The 20,099-nt window shown below is 63.9% G+C and carries 20 protein-coding genes and 1 other RNA gene; 16 read left to right on the plus strand and 5 right to left on the minus strand.

Annotated elements, in window-relative coordinates; translation table 11 throughout:
• Nucleotides 1-31: 31 nt before the first annotated feature.
• Nucleotides 32-655: a glutathione S-transferase N-terminal domain-containing protein gene (locus tag ACIPW4_RS19220; protein WP_400660617.1), complete on the plus strand. Its 624-nt coding sequence runs from the start codon at nt 32-34 to the stop codon at nt 653-655.
• Between the two features lie 10 nt (nt 656-665).
• The gene (locus ACIPW4_RS19225; RefSeq protein ID WP_400660619.1) at nt 666-1,097 is read left to right on the plus strand and encodes a ClpXP protease specificity-enhancing factor; all 432 of its coding nucleotides are present in this window, start codon (nt 666-668) and stop codon (nt 1,095-1,097) included.
• A 50-nt stretch (nt 1,098-1,147) separates the two neighbouring features.
• Here ACIPW4_RS19225 and ACIPW4_RS19230 read toward each other — a convergent pair whose 3' ends face one another.
• The 5 genes from ACIPW4_RS19230 to ACIPW4_RS19250 all read right to left on the minus strand — a co-directional run bounded on the left by ACIPW4_RS19230 (nt 1,148) and on the right by ACIPW4_RS19250 (nt 4,917).
• Nucleotides 1,148-1,366, minus strand: coding sequence for a YgdI/YgdR family lipoprotein (locus tag ACIPW4_RS19230; protein ID WP_400660621.1), 219 nt, complete (start codon nt 1,364-1,366; stop codon nt 1,148-1,150).
• Between the two features lie 107 nt (nt 1,367-1,473).
• Nucleotides 1,474-2,052 (minus strand): BON domain-containing protein, encoded by a 579-nt coding sequence (locus ACIPW4_RS19235; protein ID WP_400660622.1) that lies wholly within the window; start codon nt 2,050-2,052, stop codon nt 1,474-1,476.
• Nucleotides 2,049-2,642: a phosphoheptose isomerase gene (locus ACIPW4_RS19240; RefSeq protein WP_008097558.1), complete on the minus strand. Its 594-nt coding sequence runs from the start codon at nt 2,640-2,642 to the stop codon at nt 2,049-2,051. Before ACIPW4_RS19240 ends, ACIPW4_RS19235 begins: the two co-directional genes overlap by 4 nt.
• 86 nt (nt 2,643-2,728) lie before the next feature.
• Nucleotides 2,729-3,100, minus strand: a complete 372-nt coding sequence (locus tag ACIPW4_RS19245; protein ID WP_400660623.1) for a YraN family protein — start codon at nt 3,098-3,100, stop codon at nt 2,729-2,731.
• Nucleotides 3,100-4,917 (minus strand): penicillin-binding protein activator, encoded by a 1,818-nt coding sequence (locus ACIPW4_RS19250; RefSeq protein ID WP_400660624.1) that lies wholly within the window; start codon nt 4,915-4,917, stop codon nt 3,100-3,102. Before ACIPW4_RS19250 ends, ACIPW4_RS19245 begins: the two co-directional genes overlap by 1 nt.
• A gap of 221 nt (nt 4,918-5,138) precedes the next feature.
• Between ACIPW4_RS19250 and rsmI the strand changes: the two genes are divergently transcribed.
• The 14 genes from rsmI to ACIPW4_RS19320 all read left to right on the plus strand — a co-directional run bounded on the left by rsmI (nt 5,139) and on the right by ACIPW4_RS19320 (nt 20,096).
• Nucleotides 5,139-5,981, plus strand: a complete 843-nt coding sequence (gene rsmI, locus ACIPW4_RS19255; RefSeq protein WP_400660844.1) for a 16S rRNA (cytidine(1402)-2'-O)-methyltransferase — start codon at nt 5,139-5,141, stop codon at nt 5,979-5,981.
• 67 nt (nt 5,982-6,048) lie between these two features.
• An RNA gene (gene rnpB / locus ACIPW4_RS19260) (RNase P RNA component class A) lies at nt 6,049-6,408 on the plus strand.
• Nucleotides 6,409-6,717: 309 nt separating this feature from the next.
• Entirely contained in the window at nt 6,718-7,173 is a 456-nt protein-coding gene (gene mraZ, locus ACIPW4_RS19265) for a division/cell wall cluster transcriptional repressor MraZ (protein ID WP_011535546.1), read from the plus strand.
• On the plus strand, nt 7,170-8,117 hold the full coding sequence (gene rsmH / locus ACIPW4_RS19270; protein ID WP_400660626.1) for a 16S rRNA (cytosine(1402)-N(4))-methyltransferase RsmH: 948 nt from the start codon (nt 7,170-7,172) through the stop codon (nt 8,115-8,117). Before mraZ ends, rsmH begins: the two co-directional genes overlap by 4 nt.
• Complete coding sequence (ftsL, locus tag ACIPW4_RS19275) at nt 8,114-8,407, plus strand: cell division protein FtsL (protein WP_028689746.1); 294 nt, start codon at nt 8,114-8,116, stop codon at nt 8,405-8,407. The genes rsmH and ftsL overlap by 4 nt, the downstream gene beginning before the upstream one ends.
• Nucleotides 8,407-10,140 carry a peptidoglycan D,D-transpeptidase FtsI family protein gene (locus tag ACIPW4_RS19280; protein ID WP_400660845.1) on the plus strand — a complete coding sequence of 578 codons (1,734 nt, stop codon included), beginning with the start codon at nt 8,407-8,409 and terminating at the stop codon, nt 10,138-10,140. The genes ftsL and ACIPW4_RS19280 overlap by 1 nt, the downstream gene beginning before the upstream one ends.
• Nucleotides 10,140-11,627 carry a UDP-N-acetylmuramoyl-L-alanyl-D-glutamate--2,6-diaminopimelate ligase gene (locus ACIPW4_RS19285; RefSeq protein WP_400660627.1) on the plus strand — a complete coding sequence of 496 codons (1,488 nt, stop codon included), beginning with the start codon at nt 10,140-10,142 and terminating at the stop codon, nt 11,625-11,627. Before ACIPW4_RS19280 ends, ACIPW4_RS19285 begins: the two co-directional genes overlap by 1 nt.
• Nucleotides 11,620-12,987 (plus strand): UDP-N-acetylmuramoyl-tripeptide--D-alanyl-D-alanine ligase, encoded by a 1,368-nt coding sequence (gene murF / locus ACIPW4_RS19290; protein ID WP_400660628.1) that lies wholly within the window; start codon nt 11,620-11,622, stop codon nt 12,985-12,987. Before ACIPW4_RS19285 ends, murF begins: the two co-directional genes overlap by 8 nt.
• Complete coding sequence (gene mraY / locus ACIPW4_RS19295; protein ID WP_079226637.1) at nt 12,987-14,069, plus strand: phospho-N-acetylmuramoyl-pentapeptide-transferase; 1,083 nt, start codon at nt 12,987-12,989, stop codon at nt 14,067-14,069. The genes murF and mraY overlap by 1 nt, the downstream gene beginning before the upstream one ends.
• Nucleotides 14,070-14,075: 6 nt before the next feature.
• Nucleotides 14,076-15,422, plus strand: coding sequence for a UDP-N-acetylmuramoyl-L-alanine--D-glutamate ligase (murD, locus tag ACIPW4_RS19300; protein WP_400660629.1), 1,347 nt, complete (start codon nt 14,076-14,078; stop codon nt 15,420-15,422).
• Entirely contained in the window at nt 15,419-16,633 is a 1,215-nt protein-coding gene (ftsW, locus tag ACIPW4_RS19305) for a putative lipid II flippase FtsW (RefSeq protein ID WP_400660631.1), read from the plus strand. Before murD ends, ftsW begins: the two co-directional genes overlap by 4 nt.
• Nucleotides 16,623-17,702 (plus strand): undecaprenyldiphospho-muramoylpentapeptide beta-N-acetylglucosaminyltransferase, encoded by a 1,080-nt coding sequence (murG, locus tag ACIPW4_RS19310; protein ID WP_079226640.1) that lies wholly within the window; start codon nt 16,623-16,625, stop codon nt 17,700-17,702. The genes ftsW and murG overlap by 11 nt, the downstream gene beginning before the upstream one ends.
• Nucleotides 17,695-19,143 carry a UDP-N-acetylmuramate--L-alanine ligase gene (gene murC, locus ACIPW4_RS19315; protein ID WP_400660632.1) on the plus strand — a complete coding sequence of 483 codons (1,449 nt, stop codon included), beginning with the start codon at nt 17,695-17,697 and terminating at the stop codon, nt 19,141-19,143. Before murG ends, murC begins: the two co-directional genes overlap by 8 nt.
• Entirely contained in the window at nt 19,140-20,096 is a 957-nt protein-coding gene (locus tag ACIPW4_RS19320) for a D-alanine--D-alanine ligase (protein ID WP_400660633.1), read from the plus strand. Before murC ends, ACIPW4_RS19320 begins: the two co-directional genes overlap by 4 nt.
• Nucleotides 20,097-20,099: the final 3 nt, after the last annotated feature.

Here is a 20,099-nt window from a genome sequence, read left to right on the forward strand (position 1 = left end):
GTTACAAGCATCCCCTGCGAGGAGGCGCTACATGGGCGCAACCAACCGGTTAGCCTGCTATTCCGACCCTGCTGACCATTATTCTCATCGGGTACGCCTGGTGCTCGCCGAGAAGGGTGTCAGCGTGCAGCTCATCGATGTAGAACCTGCGCGGCTGCCACCCAGGCTGGCTGAGGTGAATCCTTACGGCAGCGTGCCGACCCTGGTCGATCGTGATCTGGCGTTGTATGAGTCGACCGTGGTGATGGAATACCTCGAGGAGCGTTACCCACATCCGCCGCTGATGCCAGTGTATCCGGTAGCGCGTGGCAACAGCCGTTTGCTGATGCACCGTATCCAGCGTGACTGGTGCGCGCTGGCGGACATCATTCTCGACTCGCGCAGCGCCGAGGCCGCCCGCGCCGAGGCGCGCAAGGCGCTGCGCGAGAGCCTGACCGGCGTGTCGCCGCTGTTCGGCGAGTTCGCTTGCTTCATGAGCGAGGAGCAAAGCCTGGTCGACTGTTGTCTATTGCCCATACTCTGGCGTTTGCCGGTAATGGGTATCGAATTGCCGCGGCAGGCCAAGCCGCTGCTGGATTACATGGAGCGACAGTTCGCCCGCGAGCCCTTCATGGCGAGCCTGTCCTCTGTTGAACGTGAAATGCGCAAGCTTTAAGGAGCCGTTGATGAACTCCAGTCGCCCCTATCTGGTTCGAGCACTGTACGAGTGGATCGTCGACAACGATTGCACCCCCCATATGCTGGTCAATGCCGAATTTCCGGCTGTTCAGGTGCCACAAGGTTTCGCCAGTGATGGCCAGATCGTTTTGAATATCTCGCCGAGTGCCGTGCGCAACCTGCACATGGACAACGACGCCGTGAGCTTCGAGGGGCGCTTCAGTGGCGTTGCCCATTCGTTGTTCGTGCCGGCGGGCGCCATTCTGGGTATCTATGCCCGTGAAAACGGACAAGGCATGGTCTTCGAGTTGGAGCCACCGCTGATGGACGGTGATGAACTGGAAGATGAAGAGGTCGAGCCGGATGATGATGGCCCGCCGGAAGGGGGTGGTCAGCCACCGCGGCCAAGCGGGCGCCCCAGCTTGAAGGTGGTCAAGTAACAAAAAAGGCGATCCGCATGGATCGCCTTTTTTTTGCCGCGAAATTGCGCTTACAGGTCGCTGATGGTGCGGACCTGGTCACGGTTGATGCGGGTGCGCTTGCCGTCGAGTTGCTGGAACTCGTAGAAACCCGTGTCCTTCTCGAAGCTCGGGGTATCCACCGCCTGGATTTCACGACCGTCGTTGAGGGTAATGAGGCTTGGGGTGGAGCAGCCGGCCAGGGTGGCGAAGGTGCCGAGCAGCAGGGCGGGCAGCAATAGCTTTTTCATGCGGTATTTCCTGGATATCTGGAAAGGTTGAAGCAGGTGGTTGCCTGCACCGGCCTCTGTGGGAGCGGGCTTGTCCCATGAAGAGGCCAGTACAGGTTGAAGATGGATCAGTCGATGTACTCGAACAGTTTGACGATCTTCTGCACGCCAGACACGCCCTGAACCACGGCAGTGGCCGAGTTGGCCTCTTGCTGGGTCACCAGGCCCAGCAGGTAGACGATACCGTTCTCGGTAATCACCTTGATGCGCGAGCTGGGCACGGCGTTGTCGGTGAGCATCTGGGTCTTGATCTTGGTGGTCAGCCAGGCGTCGTTGTTGCGCGCCAGGATGGAGGAGGGCTGCATCACCTGCAGCTCGTTGTGCACTTTCTTCACCCGCTGGACCTGACTGGCGGTCTGTTCGGCCAGGCTCTTGAGGTCGGCGCGCGGGGTTTGCCCGGCCAGCAGCACAACACCGTTGTAGCTGCTGACGACGATGTGCGAGCTCTTGTCCAGGTCAGGGCTGGCCTTGGCAATATTGACCGAAGCCTTGGTCTCGATCAGTGAGTCGTCGATCTTGCTGCCAATGGTGCGGGTGCCGCGATCATCCTCGATCGGCGAGTTGCGGGTCGAGGTCAGTACCGAGCTGCAGCCGGTGACGCTCAGGCACAGGGTCAGGGCCATCAGGCCGAGGCGGATGGGGGTCATTCTTCACTCCCGAACAGTTGGCTGTCGATCAGATCGCACAGGCAATGGATCGCCAGCAGGTGGACTTCCTGGATACGAGCGGTGACCGTCGACGGTACGCGGATTTCCACGTCTTCGGGCAGCAGTAGCGAAGCCATGCCACCGCCGTCACGCCCGGTCAATGCTACGACAATCATTTCGCGATCATGTGCGGCCTGGATCGCTTGAATCACGTTGGCCGAGTTGCCGCTGGTCGAAATCGCCAGCAGAACGTCGCCGGGCTGGCCCAGGGCGCGGATCTGCTTGGAGAAGATTTCGTTGTAGCTGTAATCGTTGGCGATCGAGGTCAGCGTCGAGCTGTCGGTGGTCAGGGCGATGGCCGGCAGGCTCGGGCGCTCACGCTCGAAGCGGTTGAGCAGCTCCGAAGAGAAGTGCTGGGCATCGCCGGCCGAGCCGCCATTGCCGCAGGCGAGCATCTTGCCCTCGTTGAGCAGCGCATTGACCATGACCAGGCTGGCCTGCTCGATGTGCGGTGCCAGGATGTCCATTGCCTGTTGCTTGGTGTCGATGCTGGCCTGGAACAGCCGGCGAATTCGGGATTGCATGTCCATCTGGTGACCTTAAGTGGGGCGGAGGCCATTGCTACGCGCAACAGGGACCAGCCCGCGAAACATAGAGCAAAAAAATTGAAGTCGGTTCAGCATTCGAAGGCGTTTTTCAGCCATTGAAACGGCCGGCCTGCATGGTGGCTGCCCTGCAGGGCGACAACGTCGAAGCGGCAGGGGTGATTGGCCCAGCGGGACTCCTTCTGCAGGAACAGTGTGGCGGCAAGCACCAGCCGTTTCTGCTTGCGCCCGTCGATACTGCCGAGGGCGCCACCGAAGTCCGCGTGCAGCCGGTAGCGGACTTCGACGAATACTACTGTATCGGCGTCGAGCATGACCAGATCAAGCTCGCCGCCTTTGCATCGCCAATTGCGTGCCAGCAGTTGCAGGCCTTGCCCTTGAAGGTACTCAAGGGCTCGATTTTCTGCAGCCTGACCGGCGCTGCTCGGCGATGCCTCGGGCATCAGCGTGGGGTGTCCGGCAGGCGCTTGACCTGGCCGCCAGAGAACTCGGCCCACGGCAGCTGGCGCTCGATGCGCTGGCTGGCGTTGATGCTCAGGCTGCCAGACAGGCCTTGCACGCGGTTGTCCGGCAGTGCCTTGAGCTGGCCCAGGCGAGGCGCCAGGCTGTAGGCATCGACGCCCATGGCGTACAGGCGGCCGAGGCTGCCTGCGGCCTGTGGCCATTGTTGCACCACCTGCTGGCGCAGGCTGTTGCTGGTGTCAAGCAGCCATGGGGTTTCGCAGAAGCGAATGCCATTCATGTCGTTGTACTGATTGACGTCACCGCTGGCGCTGTACAGGTTCGAGGTGGCGTAGACCGGTACGTCACCGGCGTACTGGAAGTTCAGGGTTGGTTTGATCTGCTGCGCCTGCTGCGGGGTCGAGGCAAGGAAGATGAAGTCGATGTCCTGACGGCGCGAGGGTTGTGCCGCGATGTTGCCGCCAACAGTGCTCTGCAGGCTCTGGGCACGGCCTTCGCTCTGGCGCAGCTGGAACAGGCTGGCGATCTGCTGGGCCAGTGCGACCGGTTGTGCGATGCGCTCGGCAGCGATGATGGTGCCGCCATTGCCTTCCCAGTCCTGGCGGAAGGCGGCCAGTACGCGGTCACCCCACTCACCGCTCGGCACCAGGGCGACGGCGCGGACCATGCCGTCGGCGCGGGCGCGGCGCGCCACTTCGCGGGCTTCGTCCTCGGCCGCGAGGCCGAACTGGAACAGCTGCGGTGGCGCCTTCTGGCCGGCGTCGGCGTAGTTCAGGGCGAGGGTGGTGATAGGCAGTTGCGCGTTGGCCGCGAGTTTCTTGACCAGGGGTTTTTCCAGCGGGCCAACGACCAGTTGTACGCCATCGGCCTGGGCCTGGCGGTAGAAGTCGTCGAGCGAGCCGATGCGTGAGCTGTCATACACCTGCACCGCCGGTGCTTGCTGGCCAGCCTGCTGAGCCTGGAAGTGGGCAGCCATGAAACCGTCACGCAGGGCGCGTGCCACGCCGGCCAGCGGGCCTTCCTGAGGCAGCAGCAGGGCGATCTTGGTCAGCGGCTGGCTGGCCAGCTCCTTGAGCTTGGCCAGGGCCTGCGGCAGCTGCTTGGCAGCCGGATGGTCGGGGTGCTGCTTGCGCCAGGCGTCGATGGCGGCCTGTTGCTGCTCGAGGGTGCCGGCGCTTTTCACCGCCAATGCCAGGCTGGTCCAGCCGGCCAGGATCTCGTTGCTGGCAGGCTGTTGCAACTGCTCGGCCGGCAGCGAGGCAACCAGGGCCCAGGTCGCGTCATTGTTGGCGCTGGCAGCCTGACCGCTGAGCAGCGGGCTCAGCAGTACGCGCTGCTGGGCGGCGGCCAGGGCCTGGCCGTCTGCCTCGAGGGCGGCGGCGTGGACGCTGTAGGTGCGCACCTGCTGTTGCTCTGGCAGTTCGGCGATGTGCTGCAGGCTCGGGTGCGACAGCGCGGTCAGGGCGGCCTTGGGCTGATTGCGGCTCATGGCCAGCTCGGCGCCGAGGGTGGCGGCGAAGATCTGCTGGGCCGGTTTGAGCGTGTCCATCGGCACCTGCTCGAGGATGCGTGCGGCGCGTGGGAAGTCCTTCTGCGTGTACGCCAGGTCGGCAGCGCTCAGGCGCAGCAGGGCAGCATCTTCCGCGGACTTGCTGGTGGCGGCTTTCTCGAGCAGTTGCTCGATACTGGCATCCGGAGTGCGTGGCAGTTCGCCCAGGCTGGATGAGGGCGAGCTGGCGCAGGCTGCCAGCAGGGCAGCGAGGCAGAGGGCTGTGAACAGCCGCAGGCAAGCGATCATGTAAAGGTCCTGTTACTCGATCAAGTTGGCCGACAATTGTACCCAAGCGGCGGCCGGGGCGCGATCTGCCGTTGGCAGAACCTTCACTATAGGCGGCTCGCCGGTGGCCGCCGATGAAGTTCTTTGCGCCCTGTTACCGGCGCTCGGGCTACAATGGCGCCTTTGATCCGAAAGGCAGGGTGTGTGCAGTGACTGATGTGGCCGGGGCTTCGAAATCCACCATGGGGACGCTTTATGTGGTCGCGACCCCCATCGGCAACCTTGACGACATGAGCGCCCGGGCGCTCAAGGTGCTGGCCGATGTCGCCCTGATCGCTGCCGAGGACACCCGGCATTCGATCCGCCTGCTGCAGCACTTCGGCATCGATACGCCGCTGGCGGCCTGCCATGAGCACAACGAACGCGACGAGGGCGGGCGTTTCATCACCAAGCTGCTGGCTGGTGAAGACGTGGCACTGGTGTCCGATGCCGGTACGCCGCTGATTTCCGACCCGGGCTACCACCTGGTGCGCCAGGCCCGGAGTGCGGGGGTCAGGGTAGTTCCGGTACCAGGCGCCTGCGCATTGATTGCCGCCCTTTCGGCGGCCGGGCTGCCTTCTGACCGGTTCATTTTCGAAGGCTTCCTGCCGGCCAAGGCTGTCGCTCGTCGCGCGCGCCTGGAGCTGGTGAGGGAAGAGCCTCGCACGCTGATCTTCTACGAGGCGCCGCACCGCATCCTGGAGTGCCTGGAAGACATGGAGCTGGTGTTCGGTGGCGAGCGCCCTGCGCTGCTGGCGCGCGAGCTGACCAAAACCTTCGAGACCCTCAAAGGCCTGCCTTTGGCCGAGTTGCGCGCGTTCGTCGCTGGCGATAGTAACCAGCAGCGGGGCGAGTGCGTGGTGCTGGTCGGTGGCTGGAGTGCACCTGAAGGCGAGGAAGCGATCAGTGCCGAGGCGCAGCGTGTGCTGGATCTGCTGCTGGCCGAAGTGCCATTGAAAAGAGCGGCGGCATTGGCGGCGGAAATTACCGGCGTACGCAAGAACCTGTTATATCAAGCGGCCTTGGAAAAGCAGAAAGCCCAGTAGTGGCAATCAGGCATAAATCACGGTATCGCTTGTTCTTGCGCGCGCGTACCGTTAACCTTGGCGGCGGAGAGTCGATCGGACAGTCGCTGCCCTCTTTTGTTCCGCAAAAGAGGGGGGAGGAAAGTCCGGGCTCCATAGGGCAGAGTGCCAGGTAACGCCTGGGAGGCGCGAGCCTACGGAAAGTGCCACAGAAAATAACCGCCTAAGCATTTCGGTGCCGGTAAGGGTGAAAAGGTGCGGTAAGAGCGCACCGCACGTCTGGCAACAGTTCGTGGCTAGGTAAACCCCACTCGGAGCAAGACCAAATAGGGTTCCATCAGGCGTGGCCCGCGTCGGAACCGGGTAGGTTGCTAGAGGCGTCCAGTGATGGCCGTCGTAGAGGAATGACTGTCCTCGACAAAACCCGGCTTACAGATCGACTCTCCACCTTTTCCTCTCCTGCTTGATTCGATAGCAGATCCCTCCTGGTAATACCAAAAAAATCTTACTCTTGATAATTCACTTTAACTTCGAGCGGCATTCGTTTGAGGTGGTTTGATTTTTCTCGTGTTTTTTTCCTCTGGGCAGCCCTTCCGCATTCCTTTGTTGCGCTAAATCTCGGTCCCGTAAGGGTTTTCCTTATGAACGTGCCTTGACGGTGCATCCGGCGGATTCCTATAGTGTGCGCAAGTGGCAGAAAGTGGGATGAAGTGGGTTTTCTGGCACAAAAAAGCTAACATTGTGGGGAATCGCAGCCGTGTTCCGCGGAGCCAACGCCGTCAGCCTCGATGCAAAGGGCCGTCTCGCAATGCCGAGCCGGTACCGTGACGAGCTCGATTCGCGTTGCAATGGTCAGCTGATCGTGACCATCGACGCCGTAGACCCCTGCTTGTGTGTCTACCCCCTCGATGAGTGGGAACAGATTGAAGCCAAGTTGCGTGCCTTGCCGTCGTTGCGTGAGGAAAACCGCCGCCTGCAGCGTTTGCTGATCGGCAATGCGGTTGACCTGGAGCTCGATGGCAGTGGTCGTTTTCTGGTGCCGCCCCGCCTGCGTGAGTACGCCAAGCTGGACAAGAAGGCGATGCTGGTAGGGCAACTGAACAAATTCCAGCTGTGGGACGAGGATGCCTGGAACGCGGTTTCGGCAGCCGACCTTGCAGCTATCCAACAACCGGGCGCCATGCCCGACGATTTGCGTGACCTGATCCTGTGACCATAGATAGCGGCTTCAACCACATCACCGTCCTCCTTGACGAAGCCGTCGAGGCATTGGCCCTGCGCGCCGACGGTTGCTATCTGGACGGCACCTTTGGGCGTGGCGGCCATAGCCGCCTGATCCTCAGCAAACTTGGCCCGCAAGGGCGGCTGCTGGGCTTCGACAAGGATCCTCAAGCGATTGCCACGGGGCAAGCGCTGGCGGCCGAAGACGGCCGCTTTGTCATTGTGCAGCGCAGCTTTGCCGAGCTGGGCGCGGAAGTGGCCGAGCGTGGCCTGGACGGCAAGGTCAGCGGCGTACTGCTTGACCTGGGCGTGTCCTCGCCGCAGCTGGATGACCCCGAGCGTGGCTTCAGCTTCCTCAACGATGGCCCGCTGGACATGCGCATGAACCCCGACCAGGGCATCAGTGCCGCCGAGTTCATTGCCACCGCCCCCGTCGAAGAAATTGCCCGCGTCTTCAAGGAGTACGGCGAAGAGCGCTTTGCCGGGCGCATGGCGCGTGCCGTGGTCGAGCGCCGCGAGAAGCAGCCCTTCACCCGCACCGCCGACCTGGCCGAAGTGCTCAAGGTCGCCAACCCGGCCTGGGAAAAGGGCAAGAACCCTGCAACCCGCGCCTTCCAGGGCCTGCGCATCCACGTCAACAACGAGCTGGGTGACCTCGAGGCGGGCCTTGAGGCTGCGCTCGACGCCCTGGAAGTGGGCGGCCGCCTGGCGGTCATCAGCTTCCACTCGCTGGAAGACCGCATCGTCAAGCTGTTCATGCGCAAGCTGGTCAAGGGCGAGGCCGATAACCTGCCCCGCAACCTGCCGGTACAGCACAAGGTCTTCGAGCCGAAGGTCAAGCTGATCGGCAAGGCTCAGTTTGCCTCCGAAGCCGAACTCAAGGCCAACCCGCGGTCGCGCAGCGCCGTGATGCGGGTGGCGGAGAAGCTTCGGTGAGCCGGCTATTCGCCAAACCTCTGCCAGGCGGAAGCTTCCTGATGCTTCTGCTGTTTGTCGCTGTGCTCATTTCGGCCATCGCGGTGTCTTACAGTGCCCACTGGAACCGCCAGTTGCTCAACACCCTGTACGGCGAGTTGAGCGAGCGGGACAAGGCCCAGGCCGAATGGGGCCGGCTGATCCTCGAGCAAAGTACCTGGACTGCCTCCAGCCGTATCGAGAGCCTGGCTTCCGAGCAGCTGAAGATGCGCGTGCCTGCGGCTGACGAAGTGCGGATGGTGGCGCCATGATGAAGCTCGAAGGCGCACTCTACCCCTGGCGCTTCCGGGTGGTGATCGGTTTGCTGGCGCTGATGGTCGGCGCGATCTGCTGGCGCATCATCGACCTGCAGGTGGTCGATCGCGACTTCCTCAAGGGGCAGGGCGATGCCCGCAGCCTGCGCCACATCCCGATTCCTGCTCACCGTGGCCTGATCACCGATCGCAACGGCGAGCCGCTGGCCGTCAGTACCCCGGTCACGACCTTGTGGGCCAACCCCAAGGAAATGCAGGCATCCAAGGACCGCTGGCCGCAGCTGGCCGCTGCACTCGGGCAGAACACCCAGCAGTTGACCGAGCGCCTGACTCAGCAGGCCAGCAAGGAATTCATCTACCTGGTCCGCGGCCTGACCCCGGAGCAGGGCCAGCACGTGCTCGACCTCAAGGTGCCGGGTGTGTATGGACTGGAAGAATTCCGCCGTTTCTATCCGGCCGGTGACGTGACTGCACACATGGTCGGCTTCACCGACCTCGACGACCACGGTCGCGAAGGTGTAGAGCTGGCCTACGATGAATGGCTGGCCGGCGTGCCCGGCAAGCGGCAGGTGATCAAGGACCGGCGTGGCCGGCTGATCAAGGACATCCAGGTAACCAAAAACGCCAAGGCCGGCAAGACCTTGGCGTTGTCGATCGACCTGCGCCTGCAGTACCTGGCTACCCGCGAACTGCGCAACGCCATTGCCGAACAGGACGCCAAGGCCGGCAGCCTGGTGATCATGGACGTCAAGACCGGTGAAGTCCTGGCCATGGTCAACCAGCCGACCTACAACCCCAACAACCGTCGCAGCATGTTCCCGGCCGCCATGCGCAACCGGGCGATCATCGACGTGTTCGAGCCGGGTTCGACGGTGAAACCGATCTCGATGAGCGCCGCGCTGCAGAGCGGCCGCTGGAAGCCGAGCGACAAGGTCGAGGTGTATCCGGGCAGCTTGCAGATCGGCCGTTACACCATCAAGGACGTGTCCAGGAGCGAGGGCCCGATTCTCGACCTGACCGGCATCCTGATCAACTCATCCAACGTCGGCATGAGCAAGATCGCCTTCGATATCGGCGGCGAAGCCATCTACCGGGTCATGTCCCAGGTCGGCCTGGGTCAGTACACCGGCCTCGGCTTCCCGGGCGAGCGCGTTGGCAACCTGCCTAACCACCGCGAGTGGCGCAAGGCTGAAACTGCGACCCTGTCCTACGGCTACGGCGTGTCGGTGACCGCACTGCAACTGGTGCACGCCTACGCGGCGCTGGCCAACGACGGCAAGATGGTGCCGCTGTCGATCCTCAAGGTCGACAAGGTGCCAGAGGCGGTGCAGGCCATTCCGAAGGAAACCGCCGAAACCGTTCAGGGCATGCTGCAACAGGTGATCGAAGCGCCGCGCGGCGTGTTCCGTGCCCAGGTGCCGTTCTATCACGTGGCCGGCAAGTCCGGTACCGCACGTAAGGCCACCGTTGGCTCCAAGGGTTACACCGAAAATGCCTACCGCTCGCTGTTCGCCGGCTTCGGCCCGATGAGCGACCCACGCTACGCCATCGTCGTGGTCATCGACGAACCAGGCAAGGGTGGCTACTTCGGTGGCCTGGTATCGGCCCCCGTATTCAGCAAGGTCATGTCGGGCACCCTGCGCCTGATGAACGTGCCGCCAGACAACCTGCCGCCGCCAAGCGACCCGCAGCAGGCCAGTGCAGCAGCCGCCAAGGGAGGGCGTGGATAATGACGATGCCATTGAGCAAGCTTTTCGCCCACGCCAGCCGCGATCCGCTGATCCGTGAACTGACCCTGGACAGCCGTCAGGTGCGCCAGGGCGACCTGTTCCTGGCCGTGCCAGGTGCCAAGGTCGACGGCCGCGAGCACATTGCCGACGCGCTGTCGCGCGGCGCTGCGGCGGTGGCTTATGAAGAGCAGGGCGTCAACGTGCTGCCGCTCACCGATGTGCCGCTGATTCCGGTGAAGGGCCTGATCGGCCAGTTGTCGCAGATTGCCGGGCGCTTCTACGGCGAGCCGAGCCGCCAGCTGAACCTGGTGGGCGTCACCGGCACCAACGGCAAGACCAGTGTCACCCAGCTGGTGGCTCAGGCGCTTGATGAGCTGGGCCTGCGCTGCGGCCTGATCGGCACCTTGGGCACCGGCTTCTATGGCGAGCTGCAGAGCGGCCGTCTGACCACGCCTGATCCGATCGCCGTGCAGTCGACCCTGAACGACCTCAAGAAGGGCGGCGCCAAGGCCGTGGCCATGGAAGTGTCCTCCCACGCCCTGGAGCAGGGTCGGGTCGCTGCGCTGGAATTCGACATCGCGGTCATGACCAACCTGTCCCGCGACCATCTGGATTACCACGGCAGCATGGAGGCCTATGAGGCCGCCAAGGCCAAGCTGTTCGCCTGGCCGAGCCTGCGTTGCCAGGTGGTCAACCTGGATGACGACTTCGGTCGCCGCCTGGCCGAAGACTTTGCCCGCCGCCCGAGTGTCGATCATATCGAGACCCGGCTGCTCAGCTATAGCCTGGAAAACCCGGACGCCTCGCTGTTCTGCCGTGAAGCGCATTTCGATGATGATGGTGTGCGCGCCATTCTCGTCACCGCCCAGGGCGAACGCGTCCTGCGCAGCCAGTTGCTTGGCCGTTTCAACCTGAGCAATGTGCTCGCGGCCGTGGCCACGCTGCTGGCGCTGGACTACTCGCTGGACGAGATCCTCAAGGTCGCCCCGCGCCTGCAAGGCCCGGTCGGCCGCATGCAGCGCCTGGGTGGTGGTGACAAGCCGCTGGTGGTGGTCGATTACGCCCACACCCCCGACGCCTTGGAAAAAGTCCTCGAAGCCCTGCGCCCGCATGCTCATGGCAAGTTGCTGTGCCTGTTCGGCTGCGGTGGCGACCGTGATCGCGGCAAGCGCCCGCTGATGGCCGAAGTGGCCGAGCGCCTGGCCGACCGCGTACTGGTCACCGACGACAACCCGCGGACCGAAGACCCGCTGCGCATCTTCGACGATATTCGCCCCGGTTTCGCCAAGCCTGCCGACGTCGAATTCGTCGCTGGCCGTGGCGAAGCCATTGCCCACCTGATCGCCACCGCAGCGGCCGATGACGTGATCGTCCTGGCCGGCAAGGGGCACGAGGATTACCAGGAGATCCATGGCGAGCGCCATGCCTTCTCCGACCTGATCGAAGCCGACAAGGCACTTGCAGCCTGGGAGGCTCCACATGCTTAGACCCATGACCCTCAGCCAGCTCGCCGGCGCCTTGCATGCGCGCCTGGTGAGTGCCGACGCCAGCTTCACCGGTGTCAGCATCGACAGCCGCAGCGTCGCGGCCGGTCAACTGTTCGTTGCCCTGACCGGGCCACGCTTCGATGGCCATGACTACCTCGCCGACGTGCAGGCCAAAGGCGCGGTCGCGGCGCTGGTCGAGCGCGAAGTCGCCGGCGTCGATCTGCCACAGCTGGTGGTCGCCGACTGCCGCGTCGCACTCGGCCAGCTCGGTGCGTTGAACCGCGCCGCCTTCGACAAGCCGGTCGTCGCCATCACCGGCTCCAGCGGCAAGACCACGGTCAAGGAAATGCTCGCCAGCATCCTGCGCACCCGTGGCTTGGTGCATGCCACCCGTGGCAACCTGAACAACGACCTCGGTGCTCCGCTGACCTTGCTGGAAATTACCCCGGAGCACAGCGCTGCCGTGATCGAACTGGGCGCTTCGCGCATCGGTGAAATCCGCTACACCGTCGGCCTCACTCAGCCGCAGGTGGTGATCATCAACAACGCCGGTACTGCCCACGTTGGCGAGTTCGGCGGCCCCGAGAAGATCGTCGAAGCCAAGGGCGAGATCCTCGAAGGCCTGGGCGAGGGCGGCATCGCCATCCTCAACCTGGCCGACAAGGCGTTCGATATCTGGCGCAAGCGTGCAGGCAGCCACCGCATCTTCAGCTTCGCCCTGGACAACCCGCAGGCCGATTTCCATGCCAGCGACATTGGCCGTGATGCCCGTGGCTGCCCGTCGTTCACCCTGCACGGCCCGGATGGCAGTGTGCCGGTGCAATTGAATGTGCTCGGCGAACACAATGTCAGCAACGCCCTGGCCGCTGCCGCCGCTGCCCATGCCGTTGGTCTGACCCTGAGCGGCATCGCCGCCGGCCTCAATGCAGTGCAACCGGTCAAGGGCCGTACCGTGGCGCAAATCGCGCCGAACGGCGTGCGGGTGATCGACGATAGCTATAACGCAAATCCCACCTCCATGTGTGCGGCCATTGATATACTCCGCGGCTTTTCCGGGCGCACCGTTCTGGTGCTGGGGGATATCGGCGAGCTGGGCCAGTGGGCGGAGGAAGGTCACCGTCAGGTGGGCGAGTACGCGCACGGCAAGGTCGACGCCCTGTATGCAACGGGTTCCAACATGATTCATGCGGTCAAGGCGTTCGGCGCCGATGGCCGTCATTTCGCTACCCAGGCTGAGCTGATCGACGCTGTTAGCGCCGAAACTGCCAGCGACACCACTATCTTGATCAAGGGCTCGCGCAGCGCTGCGATGGAAAACGTCGTGGCTGCATTGTGCGGTGCCAGCGGGGAGAAACATTAATGCTGCTGCTGTTGGCCGAGTATCTGCAACAGTTCCACAAGGGCTTCGCGGTCTTCCAGTACCTATCCCTGCGCGGGATTCTGGGCGTACTGACCGCGTTGTCGCTGGCGCTGTGGCTGGGGCCGTGGATGATCCGTACCCTGCAGATTCGCCAGATTGGTCAGGCCGTTCGTAACGACGGCCCGCAATCGCACCTGTCCAAGTCCGGCACCCCGACCATGGGTGGCGCACTGATCCTGTCCGCCATTGGCGTCAGCACTCTGCTGTGGGCCGACCTGTCCAACCGCTATGTCTGGACCGTGCTGATCGTCACCCTGCTGTTCGGTGCAATCGGCTGGGTCGACGACTACCGCAAGGTGATCGAAAAGAACTCGCGTGGCCTGCCTAGCCGCTGGAAGTACTTCTGGCAGTCGGTATTCGGCCTGGGTGCGGCGGTGTTCCTGTACATGACCGCACCGACCAGCGTCGAAACCACCCTGATCGTGCCGTTCCTCAAGGACGTCACCATCCCGCTGGGCATCGGCTTCGTGGTCCTCACCTATTTCGTCATCGTCGGCTCCAGCAACGCGGTCAACCTGACCGACGGCCTCGATGGCCTGGCAATCATGCCGACCGTGATGGTTGGCGGCGCGCTGGGTATCTTCTGCTACCTGTCGGGTAACGTGAAGTTTGCCGAATACCTGCTGATCCCCTATGTGCCGGGCTCGGGCGAGCTGATCGTGTTCTGCGGCGCGCTGATCGGCGCCGGCCTGGGCTTCCTGTGGTTCAACACTTATCCGGCCCAGGTATTCATGGGCGACGTCGGCGCACTGGCGCTGGGCGCTGCACTGGGCACCATCGCCGTGATCGTCCGCCAGGAAATCGTGTTGTTCATCATGGGCGGCATCTTCGTGATGGAAACCCTGTCGGTGGTGATCCAGGTCGCCTCGTTCAAGCTCACCGGCAAGCGCGTGTTCCGCATGGCGCCGATTCACCACCACTTTGAACTCAAGGGCTGGCCTGAGCCGCGCGTGATCGTCCGCTTCTGGATCATCACCGTGATTCTGGTGCTGATCGGCCTGGCAACCCTGAAACTGAGGTAGAAAAGCGTGTCATTGATCGCTTCCGACCAATTCCGCATCGTTGTCGGCCTCGGCAAGAGCGGCATGTCCCTGGTTCGCTTCCTGGCGAACCGGGGCATTGCCTTTGCGGTCGCCGACACCCGTGAGCAACCGCCGGAACTGGAAGCCCTGCGCCGTGATTACCCGCAGGTGGAAGTGCGCTGTGGTGAACTGGACGTCGACTTCCTGTGCCGCGCCAACGAGCTGTACGTAAGCCCGGGCCTGGCCCTTGCCACCCCGGCCCTGCAGCAGGCAGCGGCGCGTGGCGTGCAGCTGTCCGGTGACATCGAGTTGTTCGCCCGCCATGCCAAGGCGCCGATCGTGGCGATCAGCGGCTCCAATGCGAAAAGCACCGTCACCACCCTGGTCGGCGACATGGCCGCCAAGGCCGGCAAGCGCGTGGCCGTAGGCGGCAACCTGGGCACCCCGGCACTGGACCTGCTGAGCGACGACGTCGAGCTGTATGTGCTGGAGCTGTCGAGCTTCCAGCTGGAAACCACCGACCAGCTCAACGCTGAAGTGGCCACCGTACTGAACATCAGCGAAGACCACATGGACCGCTACAGCGGCCTGCCGGCCTACCATCTGGCCAAGCACCGGATTTTCCGCGGTGCCCGTCAGGTCGTGGTCAACCGCCAAGACGCCCTGAGCCGGCCGCTGCCGGTGGAAGGTCGCCCATGCTACACCTTCGGTCTCAACCCGCCGGATTTCAAAGCATTCGGCCTGCGTGAAGTTGATGGCGAGAAGTACCTGGCGTACGAATTCCAGGCGCTGATGCCGGTGCGCGAGCTGAAGATTCGCGGCGCACACAACCAGAGCAACGCCCTGGCGGCACTGGCCCTCGGCCACGCTGCCGGCCTGCCGTTCGCGCCGATGCTCGAGGCGCTGCGCGAGTTCAAGGGCCTGGCTCACCGCTGCCAGTGGATTCGTGAGCGCGAGGCCGTCAACTGGTACGACGATTCCAAGGCCACCAACGTCGGTGCCGCGCTGGCAGCGATCGAAGGCCTGGGTGCTGACATTGACGGCAAGCTGGTGCTGATCGCCGGTGGCGACGGCAAGGGCGCCGACTTCGCGGCCCTGCGCGAGCCGGTCAAGCGCTTCTGCCGCGCTGTGGTGCTGCTTGGCCGCGATGCCGAGCGCCTGGCCGATGCCTTGGGAGACGGTGTACCGCTGGTGCGGGTCAAGACACTGGACGACGCGGTGCAGCAATGCGCCGAGCTGGCCCAGCCAGGCGACGCCGTGCTGCTGTCGCCGGCCTGCGCCAGCCTCGACATGTTCAAGAACTTCGAAGAACGCGGGCGCCTGTTCGCCCAGGCGACGGGGAGGCTGGCATGATCTTCGGCATCCTCAAGCCGTATCCGTCGCCGCTGATCAGCGGCCGTGGCGTCGACCTCGACTTCGCGATGCTGGCCGGTTGCCTGGCGCTGCTTGGCCTGGGCCTGGTGATGATCACCTCGGCTTCCTCGGAAGTCGCTGCGGTGCAGTCGGGCAACCCGCTTTATCACATGTACCGTCACCTGGTGTACGTGTTCCTCGGCCTGGTTGCCTGTGGCGCGACCCTGCTGGTGCCGATCGCCACATGGCAGCGCATGGGCTTCATGATGCTGATCGGTGCCTTCGGCCTGCTGGTGCTGGTGCTGGTGCCGGGGATCGGCCGCGAAGTGAACGGTTCGATGCGCTGGATCGGCTTCAGCTTCTTCAACGTCCAGCCATCGGAAATCGCCAAGGTCTTCGTGGTCATCTACCTGGCCGGCTATCTGGTACGCCGGCAGACCGAAGTGCGCGAAACCTGGATGGGCTTCTTCAAGCCGTTCATCGTACTGTTGCCAATGGCCGCCCTGCTGCTGATGGAACCGGACTTCGGGGCCACCGTGGTGATGATGGGGGCCGCCGCCGCGATGCTGTTCCTCGGCGGGGTGGGGCTGTTCCGTTTCAGCCTGATGGTGGTGCTGGCAGTGGCTGCGGTGTTCATCCTTGTGCAGGCGCAGCCCTACCGCATGGCGCGCCTGATCACCTTCACCGATCCCTGGTCCGACCAGTTCGGTTCCGGTTACCAGCTGACCCAGGCGCTGATCGCCTTCGGCCGTGGCGAGTGGCTGGGTGTCGGGCTGGGCAACAGCGTGCAGAAGCAGTTCTACCTGCCTGAAGCACACACCGACTTCGTGTTCTCGGTACTGGCCGAAGAGCTGGGCGTGGTCGGCTCGCTGGTGACCATCGCGCTGTTCGTCTTCGTCACCGTCCGCGCGTTGTACATCGGCCTGTGGGCAGAGAAGGCCAAGCAGTTCTTCGCCGCTTATATGGCGTTCGGCCTGGCGTTCCTGTGGATCGGCCAGTTCCTGATCAACATCGGTGTGAACGTCGGCCTGCTGCCGACCAAGGGCCTGACCTTGCCGTTCCTCAGTTACGGTGGGTCATCGCTGGTGATCTGCTGTGCCTGCGTAGGTTTGCTGTTGCGTATCGAATGGGAGAGTCGCACGCACCTGGGCAGCGAGGAGCACGAATTCAAAGAAAGCGATTTTGCCGAGGAGACCAGTCATGGCCGCTGACGGCAAGAACGTACTGATCATGGCCGGTGGCACCGGTGGGCACGTGTTCCCGGCGCTGGCCTGCGCCCGCGAATTCCAGGCACGTGGCTACACCGTGCACTGGCTTGGCACTCCGCGCGGCATCGAGAACGAACTGGTTCCACAAGCCGGCCTGCCACTGCACCTGATCCAGGTCAGCGGCCTGCGTGGCAAGGGCAAGCTCTCGCTGCTCAAGGCCCCGTTCACCCTGGTCAAGGCAGTGCTCCAGGCACGCCGTATCGTGCGCGAGCTCAAGCCCGTGTGTGTGGTCGGCTTTGGCGGCTATGTGACCGGCCCGGGCGGCGTTGCCGCACGGCTGTGCGGCGTGCCGCTGGTGATCCATGAGCAGAACGCCCGCGCCGGCACCACCAACCGCCTGCTGCTGCCACTGGCGGCGCGTGTCTGCGAAGCCTTCCCGGCGACCTTCGACGCCAGCGACAAGCTGCGTACCACCGGCAACCCGGTGCGCCCGGAGCTGTTCATGGACGCCCTGCGCGCGCCCCTGGCCGAGCGTCGCGCACGCCTGCTGGTCATGGGCGGCAGCCTGGGTGCGGAACCATTGAACAAATTGTTGCCTAAGGCCCTGTCCGAAGTACCGGCGAACCTGCGCCCAGAGGTGTTTCACCAGGCTGGCAAGCACCATGCGCCAGCCACTGCCGAGCGTTATCGCGAGGCAGGCGTGGAGGCTCAGGTCGAACCGTTCATCAAGGACATGGCCCATGCCTATGGCTGGGCCGATATCGTGGTCTGCCGGGCCGGTGCCCTGACCGTCAGCGAACTCGCGGCGGCGGGCCTGCCTTCGATGCTGGTGCCCTTGCCCCACGCGATCGACGACCACCAGACCCACAATGCCCAATATCTGGCCCGGGAAGGCGCTGCCTTCCTCATGCCACAAGCGACAACTGGCGCAGCGCAACTCGCTGAACGCCTGAACGAGGTGCTGATGCAACCCGAAAAACTCAACACCATGGCTGGCACCGCACGGCGCCTGGCCAAACCTGCTGCAACCAGCACCGTGGTCGATATCTGCCTGGAGGTGGCCCATGGTTGAAAGCCAGAAAGCCATGCCCCATCCGAAGATGGGCCGCATCAACCGCATCCACTTCGTCGGCATCGGCGGTGTGGGCATGTGCGGGATCGCTGAAGTGCTGCTGAACCTGGGCTACCAGGTGTCCGGTTCCGACCTCAAGGCGTCGCCGGTCACCGAGCGCCTGGAATCGTTCGGCGCCGAAATCTTCGTCGGCCACCGCGCCGAGAACGCTGCCAATGCCGATGTGCTGGTGGTATCCAGTGCGATCAACCCGGCCAACCCGGAAGTCGCCACGGCCCTGGAACGTCGCATTCCCGTGGTGCCGCGTGCCGAGATGCTCGCCGAGCTGATGCGCTACCGCCATGGCGTGGCGGTAGCCGGTACCCATGGCAAGACCACCACCACCAGCCTGCTGGCCTCGGTGTTCGCCGCCGGCGGGCTGGACCCGACCTTCGTCATTGGTGGCCGCCTGACCGCTGCCGGTACCAACGCGCAGCTGGGCACCAGCCGTTACCTGATTGCCGAAGCCGACGAAAGCGATGCCAGCTTCCTGCACCTGCAGCCGATGGTTGCCGTGGTCACCAATATCGACGCCGACCACATGGCGACCTACGAAGGCGACTTCAACAAGCTGAAGAAGACCTTCGTCGAGTTCCTGCACAACCTGCCGTTCTATGGCTTGGCCGTGATGTGCCTGGACGACCCGGTCGTGCGCGAGATCCTGCCGCAGGTCAAGCGCCCCACGGTCACCTACGGTTTCAGCGAAGAGGCCGACATCCGCGCCATCAACGTGCGCCAGCAGGGCATGCAGACCCACTTCACCGTGCTGCGCCGTGACTGCGAGCCGCTCGAAGTGTCGGTGAACATGCCCGGCAACCACAACGTGCTCAACGCCTTGGCCACCATTGCCATCGCCACCGACGAAGGCATCAGCGATGAAGCCATCGTCCAGGGGCTGTCGGGCTTCCAGGGCGTCGGTCGACGCTTCCAGGTATACGGCGAGCTGCCGGTCGACGGCGGCAGCGTGATGCTGGTCGACGATTACGGTCACCACCCGACCGAAGTGGCTGCGGTGATCAAGGCCGTGCGCGGTGGCTGGCCAAGCCGTCGCCTGGTGATCGTCTATCAGCCGCACCGCTACAGCCGTACCCGCGACCTGTACGACGATTTCGTCCAGGTGCTGGGCGATGCCAACGTGCTGCTGCTGATGGAAGTCTACCCGGCCGGCGAAGAGCCGATCCCCGGTGCCGACAGCCGCCAGCTGTGCCACAGCATCCGCCAGCGCGGCAAGCTGGACCCGATCTACATCGAACGTGGCGCCGAGCTGGCGCCGCTGGTCAAGCCGCTGCTGCGTGCTGGCGACATCCTGATCTGCCAGGGTGCCGGTGACGTCGGCGGCCTGGCCCCGCAACTGATGAAAAGCCCGCTGTTCGCTGGCGCCAAGCAGGAGAAGTCGAAATGACCAGCGCTTACGAACAACTGCACTCGACCCTGGACGTCAAGGCGTTCGGCCGCGTGGCCGTGCTGTACGGTGGCAAGAGCGCCGAGCGTGAAGTGTCGCTGAAGTCCGGCGCCGCAGTGCTCGACGCCCTGACCAGTGCCGGTGTCGACGTGGTCGGCATCGACGTCGGCGACGACCTGCTGGCGCGCCTGCAGGGCGAGAAGATCGACCGCGCCTTCATCATCCTCCACGGCCGTGGCGGTGAAGATGGCAGCATGCAGGGCCTGCTGGAGTGCCTGGGTATCCCCTACACCGGCAGCGGCATCCTCGCCTCTGCACTGGCGATGGATAAGCTGCGCACCAAGCAGGTGTGGCAGAGCCTGGGTATTCCGACCCCACGCCACGCGGTACTGGCCAGCGAGCAGGATTGTGTTGCAGCCAGTACGGAACTGGGCTTCCCGCTTATCGTCAAACCTGCCCATGAAGGCTCTAGCATCGGCATGGCCAAGGTGAACAGCGAGCAGGAACTGATCGCTGCCTGGCAAGAGGCCGCCCACTACGATTCGCAAGTTCTGGTCGAACAATGGATTCACGGCCCGGAGTTCACCATCGCCGTTCTGCGTGGCCAGGTGCTGCCGCCGATCGCCTTGGGTACGCCGCACGTGTTCTACGACTACGACGCCAAGTACATCGCCAATGACACCCAGTACCGCGTCCCATGCGGCCTGGACAGTGCCAAGGAGCAGGAACTGATCGACCTGACCGCGCGCGCCTGCGATGCCATCGGCATCGACGGCTGGGGCCGGCTGGACGTGATGCAGGACGAGCAGGGCCGGTTCTGGCTGCTCGAAGTCAACACCGCACCTGGCATGACTGATCATAGCCTGGTGCCCATGGCGGCCCGCGCGGCCGGCCTGGACTTCCAGCAACTGGTGCTGGCGATCCTGGCTGAAAGCGTGGCGACGCGAGGTTAACCA

This window comes from Pseudomonas sp. NPDC089996 (assembly GCF_044748405.1).
In the GTDB taxonomy this organism is placed as follows: domain Bacteria; phylum Pseudomonadota; class Gammaproteobacteria; order Pseudomonadales; family Pseudomonadaceae; genus Aquipseudomonas.

What these genes read in the sequence shown, in the direction of transcription:
- ACIPW4_RS19220 (WP_400660617.1), top strand. Translation starts at nt 32, where the DNA reads ATGGGCGCAACCAACCGGTTAGCCTGCTATTCCGACCCTGCTGACCAT.
- ACIPW4_RS19225 (WP_400660619.1), top strand. Translation starts at nt 666, where the DNA reads ATGAACTCCAGTCGCCCCTATCTGGTTCGAGCACTGTACGAGTGGATC.
- ACIPW4_RS19230 (WP_400660621.1), bottom strand. Translation starts at nt 1,366, where the DNA reads ATGAAAAAGCTATTGCTGCCCGCCCTGCTGCTCGGCACCTTCGCCACC.
- ACIPW4_RS19235 (WP_400660622.1), bottom strand. Translation starts at nt 2,052, where the DNA reads ATGACCCCCATCCGCCTCGGCCTGATGGCCCTGACCCTGTGCCTGAGC.
- ACIPW4_RS19240 (WP_008097558.1), bottom strand. Translation starts at nt 2,642, where the DNA reads ATGGACATGCAATCCCGAATTCGCCGGCTGTTCCAGGCCAGCATCGAC.
- ACIPW4_RS19245 (WP_400660623.1), bottom strand. Translation starts at nt 3,100, where the DNA reads ATGCCCGAGGCATCGCCGAGCAGCGCCGGTCAGGCTGCAGAAAATCGA.
- ACIPW4_RS19250 (WP_400660624.1), bottom strand. Translation starts at nt 4,917, where the DNA reads ATGATCGCTTGCCTGCGGCTGTTCACAGCCCTCTGCCTCGCTGCCCTG.
- rsmI (WP_400660844.1), top strand. Translation starts at nt 5,139, where the DNA reads ATGGGGACGCTTTATGTGGTCGCGACCCCCATCGGCAACCTTGACGAC.
- ACIPW4_RS19280 (WP_400660845.1), top strand. Translation starts at nt 8,407, where the DNA reads ATGAAGCTCGAAGGCGCACTCTACCCCTGGCGCTTCCGGGTGGTGATC.
- ACIPW4_RS19285 (WP_400660627.1), top strand. Translation starts at nt 10,140, where the DNA reads ATGACGATGCCATTGAGCAAGCTTTTCGCCCACGCCAGCCGCGATCCG.
- murF (WP_400660628.1), top strand. Translation starts at nt 11,620, where the DNA reads ATGCTTAGACCCATGACCCTCAGCCAGCTCGCCGGCGCCTTGCATGCG.
- mraY (WP_079226637.1), top strand. Translation starts at nt 12,987, where the DNA reads ATGCTGCTGCTGTTGGCCGAGTATCTGCAACAGTTCCACAAGGGCTTC.
- ftsW (WP_400660631.1), top strand. Translation starts at nt 15,419, where the DNA reads ATGATCTTCGGCATCCTCAAGCCGTATCCGTCGCCGCTGATCAGCGGC.
- murG (WP_079226640.1), top strand. Translation starts at nt 16,623, where the DNA reads ATGGCCGCTGACGGCAAGAACGTACTGATCATGGCCGGTGGCACCGGT.
- murC (WP_400660632.1), top strand. Translation starts at nt 17,695, where the DNA reads ATGGTTGAAAGCCAGAAAGCCATGCCCCATCCGAAGATGGGCCGCATC.
- ACIPW4_RS19320 (WP_400660633.1), top strand. Translation starts at nt 19,140, where the DNA reads ATGACCAGCGCTTACGAACAACTGCACTCGACCCTGGACGTCAAGGCG.